Below are 19,943 nucleotides of genomic sequence, written 5' to 3' on the forward strand. Positions count from 1 at the left end.
ATTTATTGCAAAAAAAAAGAGCTTACAAATGTAAGCTCTTTTTAATTTTTATGAAATATGAATTTAATAATTCCACATATCCATTTCACGATTACGAATACCTTCTTTAATTCTGTCGGCTTCTAATAATTGAAATAATGAGTTTCCTCGAACATAGTCTTTAATATTTCTATCTCCGTAAATATTCTCTTCTTTTATTATTGTTGAATTAAACCTTCTAGCATTTAATAAGTTATCGTACGATAATGGTTTCGAAGAATTTACAGGATTAAATACCTTAGATTTATGCAATGTTTCTCTTGCGTCTGGGAAAAATACCCAAAACAATTCATACGCACTATCTTTGTCATCAATTCCTTCCACTCCAAGAACCTGAACATCAGGACCCATTGGCGCTAAAGCCAACATACGGTACTTTAATTCACCACCTCGCTTATCGAAATACCAAATCCCTTTTAACATATAACCTTTAATATCAGAAGATTGCACTGAATAAGGATCCATATTTCCGTAACCATCGTCACGTTCGTTATAGGTCATTGATTTAATTTCCTCCATTCCTACTTTTGTTGTAAAGTAAGAATCACTGTATACTTCTGTAATTTCGCCATTACTAATACCTTTTAGTAAGCTATCAAATAATGAACGTCTTGTTAAACCTGCATTTGTAGTATCAACTGGATAATAATAAGGTAAATTGATCTTTTGATTTATATCTACATATTCCCATACCACTTTAGACCACAATACATCTCTATCGCTAATATAGCCATAAGGAAGTGGTTTGTCATCTTCCGAAGCAATTTGGGCTTCAGATTTAAATCCAATCTCTTCGACCTTTTTAGAATTTAAAAGGTTCGCCTGTGCAGCTACATAACTTGTAGTTGCAAGGGCAAATAAAACCATATAAAAACGCTTCCAATTCATACTTTAAATTTTTTACTTATTAATTAGTAATCTCAATACTTACAGGTAACACTTTTTTAAGCTTGTAATTAGACCCAGAAACAGATGCTTTAATGTCATAAATAACAATGATATCATTTCTTCTGGCTTTAGCAAGTGCCTTTTTTGCTCTAGCATTTAATTGTCTTCCGTTTACAGGAATAGTTACCTGTCCTGGAACTTTAACTTTAAAACTAGATACATTTAATTTTAAATCGAATAAGAAGTCAGGTAAACCAGCAGCTACGTTAATTCTAGCTAAACTTGCTTTTGGCATTTTTACCGTACCATATTGATTTCTTACCATACCAACAGCTGGTGGTATATCTTTAATTCTATATTTCTTAGGAGTACTAATTTTTCCTCCTCCTGGTAATGTTGCAGAAACTCTAATAGTTACTTCACTTCCTTTACCTGGGTTCATTACGTATTTATCTCCTTTAATTCTTCTTAAACCTGGTGCCGATGCAGAAACTTTATTTCCTGATACTCCTGGTACAGATATCGTTAATGGATTTGATAAACCACGGTACACAACATTCATTTTATCAGCAGAAACAACTGCTTCATTTGGTTTAGGAATTACTGAATACCCTCCTAAAATAGGAATAGTAACGATAGAATCTCCTTGTTTAAATTGAAATTCTCCTTTTAATTCTTTATCACCTACCGAACCTGCTGGCCCGTCTAAAATAACCTGTCCTGCTTTGATCTTATCAGCAGCCATTACTTTACCATTTAAGATAACTTTTTCAGCTGTTAAATTTGGATCATTTTTACCTAAAACGATTTTCCCTGATAATTTCTCACCTGGGTAATATGCGTTTTTATCAAAAACAACCATCGCATCATAGTTACTCATAGATACAGCACTTTCTAACTCACCTTGTAATAAAGCTGTTAAAGCATCTGCTTCCGTATTTTTAATATCTGCCTGAATCTGTGTTAATTTAGTTAAAGATGCAATTAAAGGAAATCCTTCGTAATTGTATTTTAACCAATTTTTAACCAATCCGTCTTTAGCACTTTTAACATCTTTTGTACTAAAACGAACTGCTATCACTTTAGATAAATCTGGTTGATTTTTCAATACAAGTAATGACTCCTCTCTAAATTGGTTCATTTTATCCATGAACTCCTTTCCTTTTGGAGAAATTTTTCCACTAGCAAAAAAGTACTGATCTAAAAACCCTGATTTGTCCATAGACTCATAGTTTCTGATATCTTCTTTTTTTACCTCACTAGTCATCTTTGTTTTCAAATCTGATATGTAAGTAAAAAGACCGTCTGCCATTACTCTAAGCTTGTCAGTATCTTCCTTAGCTTTACCGTATTGCTTTGCTTGTTCCGTTGCTTTTTGAGCTAAGGTTGCATATGCTGCGGTATTTTTCTCGGTTGCTCTAACATTAGATTCCGATAACTTTTCATTCATTAATCCAAATGCTGATAAAACTTCTTTACTCATATTCATCGCTAACATCGATATGAATACAAGATACATTAAGTTTACCATCATTTGCCTTGGTGACTGTTTTCCTCCTGCCATTTTAATTAGTTTGTTTAGTTAATAAAATTAGTTAAACTAATTAATTATTTAGACATTGCTGTTAACATACCTCCATATACTCCGTTTAAAGAAGATAAGTTGGTTGCTAATGATTGCATTTGCTCTTGTAAACGTTGAGAATTTTCAACTAAAGAAGAATTTAATTCTGATTGCTTTGCAGCGTTTTCAACCTGTGTAGTATATAATCCGTTTAAAGATTCTAATTTAGCAGCAGCCATTGACATTTGCTCGTTATACTGATTTGTTGAAGATACTGTTGTTGAAGTAGCTGTTAAACCTTCAGCAGCTCCTTGAAATCCTTTAATACTCTCTCCTAAGCTTGAGATTAAATTTGCATCTAACTTCGCTTCTTTTAAAATAGTATCTAATTTTTCAGATAACATACTTTGTGCTTGATCAGATCCAGCTTCAACATTCTTGGTTTTTTTACCTAAAGCTTGTCCTCCTGCTAATTCTGGATACACTTTTGACCAGTCTAATTCTTCTTCAATTGGTTCAAATGCCGACATTGCAAAAATAAGTGCCTCTACAACTAAACCAGCTGTTAACATTACTCCACCTGTTAATGGTCCGATTTTAAAGTGCATAATTTTGAATAAAGCTCCTAATATTACTACAGATGCTCCTAAACCATACGCCATGTTGGTTAATTTCTTTTTTGTTCTTGACTGTGCCATAATTGTTTGTTTGTTGGGGATTATTATATTTATTACTGTTATTAATTCTTGTTTACTTGCTTTTGTTTGTACCTAAATAATCTTGTACTGTTCTAAAGCCGATGTAACTTCTTGCTGTATCGGCATATTCCCAATCACGAGAACCTACTTCTAAGAAATACGCTACATCTTTCCATGAACCACCACGAATAATTTTTCTTCGGTTTTCTTTAATTTCTACATTAGGATTCATTGTTGATCCCATGTAGTAAGACATTTGATTATACGCAGTGTTTGTCCATTCTGAAACATTACCTGACATATTAAACAAACCATACTCGTTAGCATTATACGAGTTTGCTTCTACTGTATATAAAGCGCCATCGGCAGCATAATCTCCACGTACAGGTTTAAAGTTTGCTAAAAAACAACCTCTATCACTTGTTGTACTAGGACCACCCCATGGATATTTCCCAAAGTTCAATCCACCACGAGCAGCATATTCCCATTCTGCTTCTGTAGGTAATCTAAAAGAAGGAACTAATCCTAATTTCTTTTTAGATCGTTGGAAATTATTTTTAGTTTGTGTTCTCCAGTGACAAAAAGCTTTTGCTTGATTCCAAGTAACTCCAACTACAGGATAGTCTTCATATGCCTTGTGTGCAAAATATTCCTGGTGCATTGGGTCATTATAAGAATAATTAAAATCTTTAATCCAAACCGTGGTATCAGGATATACATCAACAACCTCATCTTTCAAAAAGTCTTTTCTATTTTTACCTGTTTTAGCTGCTTGCTCATTATCAAACCAATAATACCTATATTTTAAAAACTTGGTATTAAAAGTTCTTATTCCATTTAAAGATTCATCTTTTTTAAGATATAATGAATCCATAACCTCCACATAATCAGCATCAGGATATTCTTGCTGTTCCCAAGCAAGATCTTCTTGCCAATTTAAAGGCTTTAAAGAATCTAATCCTTCACCTAATTCGTAGTAATTTTCACGCATATATTTTGCATATGGTGATTCATTCAACGTATCTGTTGATGCAAAAGCGTACAATTGAATACCTTCAGCATTTTTACTTCCTCCTTCTTCACTTTCTCCTCCTGATGCAAACTCAGCCTGATACGCTAATTTTGTTCTAGTAACAGAATCACGTACCCAAAACACAAACTGCTTATACTCGCTATTTGTTATTTCAGTTTCATCCATATAAAATGGTTGTACTGTTACTGTTTTTGTTGGTGCATTCATAGCTCCTAAAGGATCTTCGTCTTGCTTACCCATTGTAAAAGAGCCTCCTGGAATTTTAGCCATTCCAAATGGTTTTTCTGCAAACCATTTTCTGTTAGATTTATCTCCAACTAACTCTCCTCTATCACTACTTGAACCACAAGCGTAAATTAGAGACACTAACAATGCAAATATTACTACTTTTTTCATATTATATCTTTCTTATAATGGGGATGGTAAACCTATTATTTTTTTCATTAAAAAACAATAACGTATTCTACTTTTTTATATACAAATGCAACTTATTCTTAAACAAGTTTTTGCAACGCTTTATACCATCTGTCTGGCATCTTTCCTTTTAATGCTTGTTCATAATCTTTATAGTTACACGGTACTAACGCATGCCTTTTGTGTTTAGTATTCGAAATCATGTTTATTTCCATCCACCAACGACTAGTTTTATCACTTTTGTAAAAATTTATAGGATCATCATCTGCTAATAATACGGTGAACTTATGGTAATTATCTTTAGATACAAACGGGTAATCTTTCGCTCTAGCATTAACCCCTTCAATAAAAAACCAAATCATTTGCGCTATTAAACTTGCCGTTTGATTATCTGAATCAAATAGGCTGTTATATTCATAGACACCAAAAGAGGTTACTTTGTCACTTATTCCTGCATATCTTGTAATAGCACAAATTTCTTCACCATAAAAACCATTAGGTGAAGCATTCTTATTTGCCGGTGCCTCGCTTTGACGCACAGCACCAATATCTATACTAACAATATCAGCATCTCTCATTATAGGCTCTACAAGCTTTACGTCTTTAACCTCACCTAATCTAAAGGCATCAAAATAGAGTTTGTCTAGCAATTCTATTTCTTCTTGAGAGTTAAAATAAGTTTGGTACCCAATATTACTATAGTTAAATAAATTATTAGGCTGATCCATAATAATTTTACTTAAAAAAGAACTAGAACGAAAACTTTCATTCATTGCACCTAAATCAAACTTACTATCTACCGATACCAAATTAACTGTTTGTCCCAAAGAATCATACCCACGGTAATTTGCGTAGGTCATATCTTGACTGCCGCCTATTAATATAGGAATTATTTTTTTACTAAGCAAATACTCAATAGAAGAACTTACAGCAAAATAAGTATCTTTAAGTGTATTGCCTTGCGCTATATTTCCTAAATCAGCTATTTTAGTTTGCCAATTACCAGGAAATAATTTATATAATTTTTCACGAATAGCCTCTAAACCTTCTCCACAACCTTCGTTATCGGGTGCTCCTCTACCGTCTTTTATCCCTATAATAGCAATAGTTACGCCCGATAAATCAGGTAAACCATTTGCCTTTGTATGTATTGCAATATTTCTACCTAAAGACTTCATAGACTGCGACATTAAATGCGCTACTAAGGTGTCTTTTATGGGGATAAAAAAATTAAAATCCATTATTATTATAATTATTATTAGGGGTCTTTAATAGGCTTGCAATATACTAAACTATTTTTTTTGAGCGCTGTTTTATTTCTTTTTCACTACTTTCTTTTTTACCACCTTTTTTACAGCCTTCTTTTTTGCTACTTTCTTTTTTGGTGTTTTTGCTTCAATGATTTTTACAGCCTCTTCTTTGGTCATGTTTTCAATATCAGTAGTTTTAGGCATTTCTACCTTAATTTTACCTTTAATAACATTAAAACGACCCCAGCGTGCTTTTTCTACTCTAATTTCAACATCTTCCCAGTTATGTAGTACCTTATCGATTTCTTTCTGTTTTTTAACCTCAATTAATTCAATAATATCGGCATCAGTCAAGTTGTCAAAATCGTACTTTTTATTCACATTGATAAAAATTGAATTCCATTTTAAGTATGGACCGAAACGACCTACACCTTTTTGTACAGGTAATTCTTCATAAAAATAAATTGGCGCATCTGCTTTTTGCTTTGCTACAATTAATTCTTCAGCTCTTGGTAAATCTACTTCCATCGGATTCTCTCCTTTATCTAAAGAAACAAACATTGCTCCAAATTTGATATAAGGTCCAAAACGTCCGTTAGAAACAATTACCTCTTCATCTTCATAAGTCCCTAAAGTTTTTGGTAGCAAGAACAATTCTAATGCTTCTTCGATTGTTATAGTTCCTAAGTTTTGATCTTTATTTAAGCTAGCAAACTGCTTTTCTTCATCTTCAGGGGCACCAATTTGTGCAATTGGTCCAAACTTTCCTAAACGAACTAACACTGTTTTTCCTGATTCAGGATGTTTTCCTAAAATACGTTCACCACTTTCTCTTTCAGCATTTTCTTGTACATCTACTACCGTTTTATGAAAATCACCATAAAAACCTTTAATCATTTCTATCCAATCTTCATTTCCTTCTGAAATATCATCAAAAGAATTTTCAACTCTAGCTGTAAAGCCAAAATCTAAAATATTTGAAAAATTTGCCACTAAAAAATCATTGACAATATTTCCAATATCAGTAGGCACTAACTTATTTTTATTTGACCCTGTTTTTTCGGTCAATAATTCACTTTCAATAACGCTATTAGACAGAATCATCTGTTCATAATTTCGTTCTAAACCTTCATTTTCTCCTTTTTCTACATAACCTCTACGCTGTACAGTAGAAATTGTTGGTGCATAAGTTGATGGTCTTCCGATACCTAACTCCTCTAATTGTTTTACTAAAGATGCTTCTGTAAAACGGTATGGCGGACTTGTAAAACGCTGTGTTGCATTGATGAAATTATAGTTTAAAGTTTCGCCAGTAGTTAAGTTTGGTAACATTCCTGCCTGCTCTTCCTCTTCATTATCTGTTCCTTCTAAATATACTTTTAAGAAACCATCAAACTTAATCATTTCACCGTTTGCCGTAAATATTTTGGTGTTTTCAGAATTGGCTATTTTCACATTGGTACGCTCTAATTGCGCATCACTCATTTGCGAAGCTAAGGTTCTTTTCCAAATTAAATCGTACAATCTGGTTTGATCGTATTCGGTATCAATAGCGTGCATTTTCATGCTTGTAGGACGAATTGCCTCATGCGCCTCCTGTGCACCTTTTGCTTTGGTTTTAAAAACACGTTGTTTACTATATTCTTTTCCGTAATAATTACTAATTTCTTCTTCGGCTGCATTTCTTGCATCTTCGGATAAATTAACACTATCGGTTCTCATGTAGGTTATTAAACCTGCTTCGTATAAACGCTGTGCAACCTGCATTGTTTTACCTACCGGAAAGCCTAATTTACGAGAAGCTTCCTGTTGTAAAGTTGATGTTGTAAATGGTGCTGCTGGCGATTTTTTTGCTGGTTTTGTAGTTAAATCAGCAATAGAAAAACTAGCATCTGCACATGATTTCAAGAAATTTTCAGCTGTTTTTTTAGTAGGAAAATTCTTCGGAATCGTTGCTTTAAATGTTTTTCCGCTAGTATTCGAAAACTTTGCAATAACCTTATAATGTGTTTCTGATGTAAAATCAAGAATACTTCGTTCTCTTTCTACAATTAAACGAACCGCTACCGATTGCACTCTTCCTGCCGATAAACCTCCTTTTACTTTACGCCATAAAACTGGTGATAATTCATAACCAACAAGCCTATCTAAAACTCTACGAGCTTGTTGTGCATTGACCATATTGTAGTCAATATCTCTTGGATTATCAACCGCTTTTAAAATAGCGTTTTTGGTAATTTCATGAAAAACAATACGTTTTGTATTGTCGTCATTCAATTTTAATTGCTCTTTTAAATGCCAAGCAATTGCTTCTCCTTCTCTATCTTCATCACTTGCTAACCAAACAGTTTCTGCTTTTTTCACCAATGCTTTTAATTTCTTAACAACTGGTTTTTTATCATCAGAAACAATGTATTTTGGGCTAAAATCGCCATCAACATTAATCCCTAATTCCTTCGATGGCAAATCTGCAATATGACCATAACTAGATTCTACTTGAAAATCTTTTCCTAGGAATTTTTCAATCGTTTTTGCCTTTGCAGGTGACTCAACTATAACTAAATTCTTTGCCATATATCTGTTAGATTATCTCTTTTTGCATCACACATTATAACGATGCTTTGAGTTTGCAAAAGTAGAATGTTTTTTTTAAAAAAAAACTATTTGTTGAACTTTCCCGCTAAAAATAGCTATGAACCAATAATAAATTTCTGCCAATTTGTCATAAAACTTATATTTTGGTTGTATCTTTGCCATCATTTTTATTATGAATATGGAGCACACAGAGAAGGTTATCGATGAAAAAGTACAAGGAAAATCACTTGTAACAACACATAAAAAAGAAAACTCAAAAAAATTATTTATAGAAAGCTACGGTTGTCAAATGAACATGAACGACAGCGAAATTGTAGCTGCTATTTTAGCCGAACAAGGTTTTAACACTACACAAACCTTAGAAGAAGCCGATTTAGTTTTAGTAAATACCTGTTCTATTAGAGAAAAAGCAGAAACAACTATTCGCAAACGTTTGCAAAAATACAACGCTGTTAAAAAAGTAAATCCAACCATGAAAGTGGGGGTTTTAGGCTGTATGGCAGAACGTTTAAAAGAAAAGTTTTTAGAAGAAGAAAAAATAGTTGATTTAGTTGTAGGACCAGATGCTTACAGAGATTTACCTAATTTATTAGATGAAATTGATGCTGGTAGAGATGCTATAAATGTTATTTTATCTAAAGAAGAAACCTATGGTGATGTTGCTCCTGTGCGTTTAAATTCAAACGGAGTATCGGCATTTGTATCAATTACACGTGGTTGCGATAATATGTGTACTTTTTGCGTAGTTCCTTTTACTCGTGGACGCGAAAGAAGTAGAGATCCGAAGAGTGTTTTAGAAGAAATTAGATCAATGCACGATCAGAATTTTAAAGAAATTACCTTATTAGGACAGAACGTAGATAGTTATTTATGGTACGGTGGCGGATTGAAAAAAGATTTCAAAAAATCTTCAGAAATGGCGCAAGCTACTGCCGTAGATTTTGCTCAATTATTAGACATGGCAGCTACTGAATTTCCTAAAATGAGATTCCGTTTTGCAACATCGAACCCTCAAGATATGAGCTTAGATGTAATTCATGTTATGGCAAAACATAAAAACATTTGTAAATACCTTCACTTGCCAGTACAAAGTGGAAGTAACAATATGTTAAAAGCCATGAACCGTCAGCATACTAGAGAAGAATATATGGAGCTTGTTGATAATATCTTCAGGATAATTCCTGAAATGTCTTTATCGCAAGATATGATTGTTGGCTTTTGTGGCGAAACAGAACAAGATCATCAAGATACGTTAGAATTAATGCGCTATGTAAAATATGACTTCGGTTTTATGTTTGCATATTCTGAAAGACCAGGAACTTTGGCTGCTAAAAAAATGCCAGATGATGTTCCTTTTGATGTAAAGAAAAGACGTTTACAAGAAATTATCGATTTACAACAAGAACACGCCTTATACAGAACACAACAACATTTAGGTAAAATTGAAGAATTTTTAATTGAAGGAACTTCTAAGAAAAACCCGAATGAATGGAAGGCTAGAAATACACAAAATACCGTAGCTGTTTTTCCTAAGGAAAATTACAAGCTAGGTGAATTTGTAATGATTAAAATAGAAGATTGTACCTCAGCAACCTTAAAAGGAACTGTTATTGGATATTCTGATAACAATTAATAAAATATATTTAAAAAGTTTTAAGGTTGATAAAAAATCATCAACCTTAAAGCTTCCAATAATCAAACCACCAAAAAACCTTCAAATTAAAAACTTTGCAACTACATCATAAAATATGGAAAACTTACAAGCTATAAAACAACGTTTTGGAATTATTGGTAACGATACCCAGCTAAATCGTGCTATTGAAAAAGCTATTCGAGTTGCGCCTACTGATATTTCTGTGTTGGTTATAGGTGAAAGTGGTGTTGGTAAAGAAAGTATTCCTAAAATAATACATCAATTATCACACCGAAAACACGCAAAATATATTGCGGTAAACTGTGGTGCAATTCCTGAAGGAACTATTGATAGTGAATTATTTGGTCATGAAAAAGGTGCTTTTACAGGTGCCACAACTTCTCGTAAAGGATATTTTGAAGTTGCCGACGGAGGAACTATTTTTTTAGATGAGGTTGGTGAATTGCCACTAACCACTCAAGTGCGTTTGTTACGTGTTTTAGAAAATGGTGAATTTATAAAAGTAGGTTCATCGCAAGTGCAAAAAACAAATGTGCGTATTGTTGCTGCTACCAACATAAATATGCAACAGGCAATAGCTAAAGAAAAATTTAGAGAAGATTTATATTACCGATTAAGTACTATTGAAATTGAATTACCGCCTTTGCGAGAACGAGAAGATGATATTCACTTATTATTTAGAAAATTTGCTTCAGATTTTGCTCAAAAATATCGAATGCCAACCATTCGTTTAGAAGACAATGCTGTCAAAATTTTATTAAACTACCGTTTTCCAGGTAATATTCGTCAGTTAAGAAACTTAGCAGAACAAATTTCTGTAGTTGAAGAAAGTCGTTTAATTACTTCAGAAAAATTAATTCAATATCTTCCAAAAAACAAAGGAAATTTACCTGCAGTAATTGGATCACAATCTAATAATTCTGATTTTGCCAACGAACGAGATATTATGTACAAAATATTGTTTGATATGCGTAACGATATCAACGATTTGAAAAAATTGACATTAGATTTAATGCAAAGTGGCGATACAGAACAAGTAAAAGAAGAAAATCACGGCTTAATAGAACGTATTTATCAAGATAAAAAACAACCCGAAACAGAAAATATAGAAGTTGTTCAAATTGCACAATCAGCACCTTCTCCTTCAACAGCAAATCAGAATAATTACGAATACGCCGAAACTATTGAAGAAGATGAGAATTTATCATTACAAGAAAAAGAAATTGAAATGATTCGAAAATCTTTAGAAAAAAACAGCAATAAACGAAAGTTAGCCGCTAAAGAATTAGGGATTTCTGAACGAACTTTATACCGTAAAATAAAACAATACGATTTATAAAATATTAGCAACAACAATATTCTTAAAATTATGAAAAACTGTATAAACATCTTTTTAGTTTCTATCGGCATACTATTTATACTAATAGGTTGCGGTGCATATTCATTTACAGGAGGAAACACAGGAGAAGCGAAAACAATTCAAATTGATTTCTTTCAAAATCAAGCACCTTTAATTGAACCAACTTTAAGCCAAAAATTCACCCAAGACTTACAAGAGTTATTTACCCGTCAAACAAACTTAACTTTAGTAAATAATAACGGTCAATTGCATTTTTCTGGCGAAATTGTAGATTACAGAATTAATCCGATGAGTGCTACCGCCGATCAAAAAGCCGCACAAAACAGGTTAACAATTACCGTGAATGTTATTTTTGAAAATAGCTTAAATGAAAAAGATAATTTTGAAAAACGTTTTTCTTTTTATCATGATTATCAGGCTACTCAACAATTAACAGGCGGTGTATTAGAAACTGCTTTAAATAAAACTTTAGAAAGAATAACACAAGATATTTTTAATGCTTCTGTAGCTAAATGGTAAAATTTCAAAAAAATTAACTGAAAATTTCAAAAAAAAGTAGTTACTTTGCAGACCATTAAAGAATGCGAAATCAAGAAAAAATAAATTAAAAAAAAATAAATAATGACAACATATACTTTACTTTTAGTATTAATATTGATTGTTGCAATAGCATTAATCTTAATTGTAATGGTGCAAAACCCTAAAGGTGGCGGATTATCTTCTTCTCTTGGTGGTGGTAGCGCTCAAAACATTGGTGGTGTACAAAATACCAATACTTTTTTAGATAAAAGTACTTGGACTTTATCAATTGCAATGTTTGCTTTAATTTTAATTTCAAATTTTGCAATCCCTAGAGGAACAGCAACCGATGCTCCACAATTAGAGAGTACTTTAAAAGGTATCGAAGCTACAATTCCTGCTGCACCTGCAACTACTACTAATACTACAAAAGATAGCGTAAAGTAATCTTATAAAACATACAAAAAAAATGCCAACGTTAATGACACGTTGGCATTTTTTTTGTACGCAATTTTCAAGGATTTAGAAAAAGTGGCATACATTTTTTAATGGCATAATTTCTGCCTATTTTTAACGCATAGAAACAAAAATACTTAATCATAATTTATATAAAATGGGATTAAAAATAAAACCTTTAGCAGATAGAGTTCTTATAAAACCTGCTGCTGCAGAAACGACTACCGCATCTGGACTTATCATACCTGATAACGCAAAAGAAAAACCTCAAAAAGGAACTGTTGTTGCCGTTGGAAAGGGAACAAAAAAAGAACCTTTAACGGTTAAAGTTGGTGATACTGTTTTATACGGAAAGTATGCTGGTACCGATTTAAAACACAAAGAAAAAGATTATTTAATTATGAGAGAAAGCGACATTTTCGCAATCATTTAATTTTCTCTTACACTTTAAAAATTCATAAAAAATAGATCTAAAAATGGCAAAAGATATAAAATTTGATGTAGACGCTCGTAACGGTTTAAAACGTGGAGTTGATGCATTAGCAAATGCAGTAAAAGTAACTTTAGGTCCTAAAGGACGTAACGTAATTATTTCTAAAGCTTTCGGTGCGCCTCACGTTACAAAAGATGGTGTTACTGTTGCTAAAGAAATTGAATTAGAGGATCCTTTAGAAAATATGGGAGCTCAAATGGTAAAAGAAGTAGCCTCTAAAACCAACGATTTAGCTGGTGATGGAACTACAACTGCTACTGTATTAGCACAAGCTATTGTACAAGAAGGTTTAAAAAATGTTGCTGCGGGTGCAAATCCAATGGATTTAAAACGTGGTATTGATAAAGCTGTAAAGGCTATTACTGAAGATTTAGCCAAACAAGCGAAAGAAGTTGGTGATTCATCAGAAAAAATACAACAAGTAGCTTCTATTTCTGCTAATAACGATAAAGTTATTGGAGATTTAATTGCAACTGCTTTTGGTAAAGTTGGTAAAGAAGGGGTTATTACTGTTGAAGAAGCTAAAGGAATGGAAACGTATGTTGACGTTGTGGAAGGTATGCAATTCGATAGAGGTTATTTATCGCCTTATTTTGTTACCAATGCTGATAAAATGATTGCTACTTTAGAGAATCCTTATATCTTATTATTTGATAAAAAGATTTCTAACTTACAAGAAATTCTTCCAATATTAGAGCCTGTTTCTCAAGCTGGAAGACCTTTATTAATTATTGCTGAAGATGTTGACGGACAAGCATTAGCTACTTTAGTGGTTAATAAATTACGTGGTGGTTTAAAAATTGCTGCTGTAAAAGCGCCAGGTTTTGGTGACCGTAGAAAAGCAATGTTAGAAGATATTGCTATTTTAACTGGTGGAACTGTTATTTCTGAAGAAAGAGGTTTTTCATTAGAAAACGCTACTTTAGATTTATTAGGTACTGCTGAAACAGTTACTATTGATAAAGATAATACGACTGTTGTTAATGGTGCTGGTGATGATACACAAATTAAAGCGCGTGTAAATCAAGTTAAAGCTCAAATTGAAACTACTACTTCTGATTACGATAAAGAAAAATTACAAGAACGTTTAGCGAAGTTAGCTGGTGGTGTTGCAGTTTTATATGTTGGTGCTGCTTCTGAAGTAGAAATGAAAGAAAAGAAAGACCGTGTTGATGATGCTTTACATGCAACTCGTGCTGCTGTAGAAGAAGGTATTGTTGCCGGTGGTGGTGTTGCTTTAGTTCGTGCTAAAAAGGTTTTAAAAGCTATTACTACTGAAAACTTAGACGAAACTACAGGTATACAAATTGTTTACAAAGCAATTGAAGCACCTTTAAGAACCATTGTTGAAAATGCAGGTGGTGAAGGATCAGTTGTTATTAACAAAGTTTTAGAAGGTAAAAAAGGATTTGGTTATGATGCTAAATCTGAAGCTTATGTTGATATGCTTGAAGCTGGTATTATTGACCCTAAAAAAGTAACTCGTGTTGCTTTAGAAAACGCAGCATCGGTTGCAGGGATGATTTTAACTACCGAATGTGCTTTAATTGATATTAAAGAAGATGCGGCTCCTATGCCTCCAATGGGTGGTGGTATGCCAGGAATGATGTAGTGACAAGTTGTTACAACTAAATTATTCTTATTAAATTTATAAAAAACCTCGAAAATTTTTCGAGGTTTTTGCTTTTATATGATTTCTGACGTAATTTTTGTCAATTCGAGTAAATCTTATCGAATCCGTCAACCTGAATTTAGTTCAGGTTCACATCCTGATTTGCCGTAGTTTTTAGCTTTTTTTGATGATTATTGTCAATTCGAGTGATTTTAATGACTAAAAGGAATTAAAATTGTATCGAGAATTTGAATTGTTTTATGTTGATGAATTTTATACAAAAAAGTTCTCGATACAATTTTTTTGAAGGAAAAAAATCACTCGAACTGACAGTTTATTTAATTTTAAACAGGCTCTTAGTTTAGCTGTAAATACCTAGCCCCGATTGAAGCATCTGTTTGAGCTCTTTTTTTGATTTTTCTTCAAAAAAAAGCGAGTGCGGAAAGCGGGAAATAGCTTCTAATAAAAATTTATATTTTTCGTTCAACAACGTAATCAATCATTAATTTTAATGATTTTTTATAGTCCGATTCTGGAAAATTTTCAAGTATTGCCAAGGCTTTATTTTTATAACCGTGCATTTTAGCTGTGGCATATTCCAAACCTCCGTTCGTGTTTACAAAAGCAATTACTTCTTTTACTCGTTTTTTATTAGTGTTATGCTTTTTAACCGAATTTATTAACCACGATTTTTCCTTTTTCGAACAGTTGTTTAAGGTATAAATTAACGGAAGCGTCATTTTTTGCTCTTTAATATCGATTCCTGTCGGTTTTCCTATTTTATCTTGGGTATAATCAAATAAATCATCTTTAATTTGAAAAGCAATTCCAATATACTCGCCAAATTTTCGCATTTTTTGAACAACTTCATTGCTTGCTCCTACCGATGCCGCTCCAATTCCACAACAAGCCGCAATTAAAGTAGCGGTTTTTTGACGGATAATATCAAAATAAATATCTTCGGTAATATCTAATTTTCGGGCTTTTTCTATTTGTAATAATTCCCCTTCGCTCATTTCACGAACAGCGATAGAAATCAATTTTAAAATATCAAAATCTTCATTATCAATAGAAAGTAACAATCCTTTTGATAATAAAAAATCGCCTACTAAAACGGCAATTTTATTTTTCCAAAGGGCATTAACCGAGAAAAATCCACGGCGGCGATTGCTATCATCTACCACATCATCATGTACCAAAGTAGCCGTGTGAATTAATTCGACAACAGATGCACCTCTGTAAGTTCGCTCATCAAATCCGCCATCAGAAACCATTTTAGCTACCAAAAAAACAAACATAGGACGCATTTGTTTTCCTTTTCTTCTAACTATATAATAGGTAATTCTATTCAATAAGGGAACTTTTGATAACATGGAATCTTTGAATTTTTTTTCAAAAAGTTCCATTTCATTTTGAATAGGAAGTTTAATTTGTTCTACTGGCTTCATGTTCAACAAAAAAATTAATTTAAAGGTAAAAGTACTAGATTATTAATAATAAAAACAATAATTTTACTATCAATAATTTATTTTTTTTATCACTAAAACGCTATGAATAAAGCATTCAACCTCTTACTTATTTTTTTCATCTATCAAAATGTAGTTTTTTCTCAAGAAACAATGCTTTGGAGAGATGTTGATATTCAAAAATTTGGAAAAGAAACTATTTATAAAAATTTAAAAGGCGAAAAATTAACAGGATTATTTAAAATAGCAGACCGTAATGGTGCTTATTCTAAAATTACATTTTCGGATGGTTTAATTTCAAAAACAAAATTTAATTATGATTCTGACGGTATTTTATATTCGAAAATAAACTATAAAAACGGACTTAAAAATGGTGAATTTACAGTTTATTATACTGATGAATCAATCAAAAGAAAGGGTTTTTATATTACTGGAAAAAAAAATGAAAAATGGAGTACCTACAATAAAGAAGGTGATGAAATTGCAGTAGAAAATTATAAAAATGGTATTAAAGATGGACTGTTTTGGGAACATTCTAAATCTAGAATAGATCAAGATAAAATTATTGTAACTCAAAAAGAATATAAAGATGGACTTCCTAAAGGAACTTGGTTTTCTAAAGATAATGGCAATTTTATTTGGAAGAAAAAATATATAACACCTAAAACATATACACTAAAAAATTACCATAAAAATGGTGCTATTAAAAACCGTAAAGAATATAAAAATGGTAACTATTTTGGTTCTTGGTTTCAAAAAGGTGAAGAAGGTAATTTAAAATGGGAAAAAGAATATTACTCAAATAACGATTATACCGAAAAAAGATACCACGAAAACAACACTATAAAGTATCAAAAAAACTATAAAAATGGACGTATTGATGGCGACTATATTCGATATAATAAAGAAGGTGAAAAAACAATCGTAGAATTTTATAAAGACAATAAAAAACACGGTAAATGGTTTCGAAAATATAGTGATGGAAATATTGTGTTAGAAGAGTATAATACAGGTAAACCTAGCGGAAACTGGTATAAAAAAGATAAAAATGGAAGTGTATTTTTTGAAAAATCATATGTAAACTCAGAAAAATATAATTACAAAAAATACTATATAAACGAAAACATTAAAGAATCTGGAACGTATAATAAAGGTAAATTAGATGGAAATTATCTTAAATATAATTTAAATAAAGTCCTTTTAGTAAAGCAATTTTATGAAAATGGAGAACTGATTAATTCAGCATTATATTTTGAAAATGGCAATAAAAAAGAAATTATCAAACAAATTGGAAAAACAAACAATGCCACTGTTGAAATATATAGCAAAGATGGTTTTTTAATTAAAAAAGGGCGTTATTTAAAAAGATATAAAAATGGTTTATGGCAATTTTTTGAACCTAAAAAAGGACGTTTAGTAGAGGAAATAACCTATGCTAACAATGCTAAACACGGACTTTACAAAAAATACAACGCTGCTAATATCATTTCAATAAAAGGTAATTACAGTAATAATAACAAAGATGGTGTTTGGAAACACTACCATTTAGACGGCAGTATTAATAAAGAAATTGAGTATAAATTGGGTAAAAAAATAGCAACTAAAACTTTTGATTAACATAAAAAAACGTCTTAGTTATTATAAATAATAAGACGTTTTTATTAAATTTTCAACTAAAAACTGTAGTATTTACTATTCTTTATTTGCTAATTGACCACAAGCGGCATCAATATCTTTTCCTCGTGAACGACGAACGTTTACGTTAATATCGTGCATTTCTAAATTTGAAATATAATTATTAATTGCCTCTGGGCTTGCTTGCTTAAAATTCGGATCGCCAATAGGATTATATTCAATTAAATTCACCTTACAAGGTACATGTTTGCAAAACTGAATTAATGCCTTAATATCTTCTTTTTTATCATTAACACCTCCCCAAACTACATATTCATAAGTAATTACACGTTGGGTTTTTTCATACCAATACTCCAAAGCTTCTTTTAAATCTTTTAAAGGAAAGGTAGCATTAAAAGGCATTATTGAGGTACGAACTTCATCAATTGCTGAGTGTAAAGAAACTGCTAAATTGAATTTCACTTCATCATCAGCCATTTTTTTGATGATTTTTGGCACTCCTGATGTAGAAACTGTAATACGCTTAGGAGACATTCCTAAACCCTCTGGAGATGTAATTTTTTCTATCGATTTAATTACGTTTTTATAATTCATTAAAGGCTCTCCCATCCCCATAAAAACAACATTTGAAAGCTTTTTATTGTAATACAATAAACTTTCTTTGTTGATAGCCGCTACCTGATCAAAAATTTCATCAGGATTTAAATTACGCATTCTTTTTAAACGTGCTGTTGCACAAAACAAACAATCTAAACTACAACCTACCTGACTTGAAACGCAAGCAGTCGTTCTTGTTTTTGTAGGTATTAAAACCGATTCTACTACCAAACCATCGTGTAAACGTACCGCATTTTTTACCGTTCCGTCTTTACTACGTTGCATGGTATCTACTTTAATGTGATTAATCACAAAGTTTTCTTCCAGCATTTGACGCGTTTTTTTTGACAAACTCGTCATGTCATCAAAACAATGTGCCGATTTACTCCACAACCATTCATATACTTGATTTCCTCTAAATGATTTATCTCCGTTGCTTACAAAAAAATCACGAAGTTCTTCTTTTGATAATGCGCGTATATCTTTCTTCTTTACTTCCATCGGGTGCAAAAATACATAAAACCTCACAAGTATCCTTGTGAGGTTTTATATTAATAAAATTTATGTGTTATTATAAAATTAACATCGCATCTCCGTACGAGTGAAATTTATATTTTTCTTTAATTGCTTCTTCATAAGCTTCCATCATAAAATCATGACCAGCAAAGGCTGAAACTGTCATCATTAAGGTCGATTTTGGTGAATGAAAATTAGTAACCATACAGTTTGCTACGCTAAAATCAAAAGGAGGAAAAATAAATTTATTAGTCCAACCATCAAATTCTTTTAACTTTCGTTTAGAGGTAATTGCCGACTCTACAGTTCTCATTACCGTAGTACCAACAGCACAAACTCTTTTCTTTTTAGCAATGGCATTGTTTACCATTTCCGCAGTTTCTTTAGTTACCTTAATTTTTTCAGAATCCATTTTATGTTTCGATAAGTCTTCTACCTCAACTGGATTAAAAGTACCTAAACCTACATGTAAAGTAGTTTCTGCAAAATCAACACCTTTAATTTCTAAACGCTTCATTAAATGCTTCGAAAAGTGTAAACCTGCCGCTGGAGCTGCTACTGCACCTTCATGCTTTGCGTAAATTGTTTGGTAACGGTCTTCATCAGAACTTTCAACGTCACGTTTAATATACTTAGGCAATGGTGTTTCTCCTAACTTTACTAATTTTTCTCTAAACTCTTGGTAAGGACCATCATATAAGAAACGTAATGTTCTACCGCGCGATGTTGTGTTATCAATAACCTCAGCTACTAAGCTTTCATCCTCACCGAAAAACAACTTGTTTCCAATACGGATTTTCCTTGCAGGGTCTACTAATACATCCCACAAACGATTTTCAGCATTTAGCTCACGTAATAAAAATACTTCAATACGCGCACCCGTTTTTTCTTTATTCCCGTACATACGAGCAGGAAAAACTTTGGTATTGTTTAACATCAATACATCGCCTTCATCAAAATAATTGATTAAATCTTTAAATAGCTTATGTTCAATCTTCTGAGTATCTCTATGTAACACCATTAAACGTGCTTCATCTCTATGCTCTGAAGGATATTCAGCTAATAATTCTTCTGGTAATTCAAAACTAAAATTTGATAATTTCATTTATATTTTTTTCTTACGTTGGCAAATATACAATTTCGAGATAGGCCTT

At 32.0% G+C, this 19,943-nt stretch carries 16 protein-coding genes; 7 read left to right on the plus strand and 9 right to left on the minus strand.

Translation table 11 applies throughout. The features are described 5' to 3' along the window. Positions 1–63: 63 nt before the first annotated feature. The 6 genes from porN to topA form a co-directional block, all read right to left on the minus strand. Complete coding sequence (gene porN, locus DPIF8902391_RS06415) at positions 64–927, minus strand: type IX secretion system ring subunit PorN/GldN (protein WP_172505353.1); 864 nt, start codon at positions 925–927, stop codon at positions 64–66. Between the two features lie 19 nt (positions 928–946). Continuing rightward, on the minus strand, positions 947–2,491 hold the full coding sequence (gene porM / locus DPIF8902391_RS06420) for a type IX secretion system motor protein PorM/GldM (RefSeq protein WP_172505354.1): 1,545 nt from the start codon (positions 2,489–2,491) through the stop codon (positions 947–949). 44 nt (positions 2,492–2,535) lie between these two features. Continuing rightward, entirely contained in the window at positions 2,536–3,189 is a 654-nt protein-coding gene (gene porL, locus DPIF8902391_RS06425) for a type IX secretion system motor protein PorL/GldL (RefSeq protein ID WP_058885762.1), read from the minus strand. A gap of 52 nt (positions 3,190–3,241) precedes the next feature. Then, on the minus strand, positions 3,242–4,618 hold the full coding sequence (gene porK / locus DPIF8902391_RS06430) for a T9SS ring complex lipoprotein PorK/GldK (RefSeq protein WP_058885763.1): 1,377 nt from the start codon (positions 4,616–4,618) through the stop codon (positions 3,242–3,244). 98 nt (positions 4,619–4,716) lie between these two features. Next, positions 4,717–5,877 (minus strand): formimidoylglutamase, encoded by a 1,161-nt coding sequence (locus tag DPIF8902391_RS06435; protein ID WP_172505355.1) that lies wholly within the window; start codon positions 5,875–5,877, stop codon positions 4,717–4,719. A 72-nt stretch (positions 5,878–5,949) separates the two neighbouring features. After that, positions 5,950–8,460, minus strand: a complete 2,511-nt coding sequence (gene topA, locus DPIF8902391_RS06440; protein ID WP_058885765.1) for a type I DNA topoisomerase — start codon at positions 8,458–8,460, stop codon at positions 5,950–5,952. Between the two features lie 199 nt (positions 8,461–8,659). Between topA and miaB the strand changes: the two genes are divergently transcribed. The 6 genes from miaB to groL all read left to right on the plus strand — a co-directional run bounded on the left by miaB (position 8,660) and on the right by groL (position 14,575). After that, on the plus strand, positions 8,660–10,114 hold the full coding sequence (gene miaB, locus DPIF8902391_RS06445; RefSeq protein ID WP_172505356.1) for a tRNA (N6-isopentenyl adenosine(37)-C2)-methylthiotransferase MiaB: 1,455 nt from the start codon (positions 8,660–8,662) through the stop codon (positions 10,112–10,114). A 115-nt stretch (positions 10,115–10,229) separates the two neighbouring features. Next, complete coding sequence (locus tag DPIF8902391_RS06450; protein ID WP_172505357.1) at positions 10,230–11,474, plus strand: sigma-54 interaction domain-containing protein; 1,245 nt, start codon at positions 10,230–10,232, stop codon at positions 11,472–11,474. Positions 11,475–11,504: 30 nt separating this feature from the next. Then, positions 11,505–12,014 (plus strand): LptE family protein, encoded by a 510-nt coding sequence (locus DPIF8902391_RS06455; RefSeq protein ID WP_172505358.1) that lies wholly within the window; start codon positions 11,505–11,507, stop codon positions 12,012–12,014. A 102-nt stretch (positions 12,015–12,116) separates the two neighbouring features. After that, positions 12,117–12,461, plus strand: coding sequence for a preprotein translocase subunit SecG (gene secG, locus DPIF8902391_RS06460; RefSeq protein WP_058885768.1), 345 nt, complete (start codon positions 12,117–12,119; stop codon positions 12,459–12,461). 166 nt (positions 12,462–12,627) lie between these two features. Continuing rightward, a complete protein-coding gene (locus DPIF8902391_RS06465; RefSeq protein WP_058885769.1) occupies positions 12,628–12,903 on the plus strand; it encodes a co-chaperone GroES in 276 nt (91 codons plus the stop codon). A 43-nt stretch (positions 12,904–12,946) separates the two neighbouring features. Beyond that, positions 12,947–14,575, plus strand: coding sequence for a chaperonin GroEL (groL, locus tag DPIF8902391_RS06470; RefSeq protein WP_058885770.1), 1,629 nt, complete (start codon positions 12,947–12,949; stop codon positions 14,573–14,575). A gap of 470 nt (positions 14,576–15,045) precedes the next feature. Here groL and DPIF8902391_RS06475 read toward each other — a convergent pair whose 3' ends face one another. Then, positions 15,046–16,023, minus strand: a complete 978-nt coding sequence (locus DPIF8902391_RS06475; RefSeq protein WP_058885771.1) for a polyprenyl synthetase family protein — start codon at positions 16,021–16,023, stop codon at positions 15,046–15,048. A 102-nt stretch (positions 16,024–16,125) separates the two neighbouring features. Between DPIF8902391_RS06475 and DPIF8902391_RS06480 the strand changes: the two genes are divergently transcribed. Beyond that, complete coding sequence (locus DPIF8902391_RS06480) at positions 16,126–17,658, plus strand: toxin-antitoxin system YwqK family antitoxin (RefSeq protein WP_172505359.1); 1,533 nt, start codon at positions 16,126–16,128, stop codon at positions 17,656–17,658. A gap of 75 nt (positions 17,659–17,733) precedes the next feature. On the opposite strand, the gene rlmN is transcribed toward DPIF8902391_RS06480, so the two are convergent. Both rlmN and queA read right to left on the minus strand, forming a co-directional pair. Continuing rightward, complete coding sequence (rlmN, locus tag DPIF8902391_RS06485; RefSeq protein ID WP_058885773.1) at positions 17,734–18,774, minus strand: 23S rRNA (adenine(2503)-C(2))-methyltransferase RlmN; 1,041 nt, start codon at positions 18,772–18,774, stop codon at positions 17,734–17,736. A 70-nt stretch (positions 18,775–18,844) separates the two neighbouring features. Further along, positions 18,845–19,894: a tRNA preQ1(34) S-adenosylmethionine ribosyltransferase-isomerase QueA gene (queA, locus tag DPIF8902391_RS06490; RefSeq protein WP_058885774.1), complete on the minus strand. Its 1,050-nt coding sequence runs from the start codon at positions 19,892–19,894 to the stop codon at positions 18,845–18,847. Positions 19,895–19,943: the final 49 nt, after the last annotated feature.

Source organism: Tenacibaculum finnmarkense genomovar ulcerans (assembly GCF_900239495.1).
Lineage (GTDB): Bacteria > Bacteroidota > Bacteroidia > Flavobacteriales > Flavobacteriaceae > Polaribacter > Polaribacter ulcerans.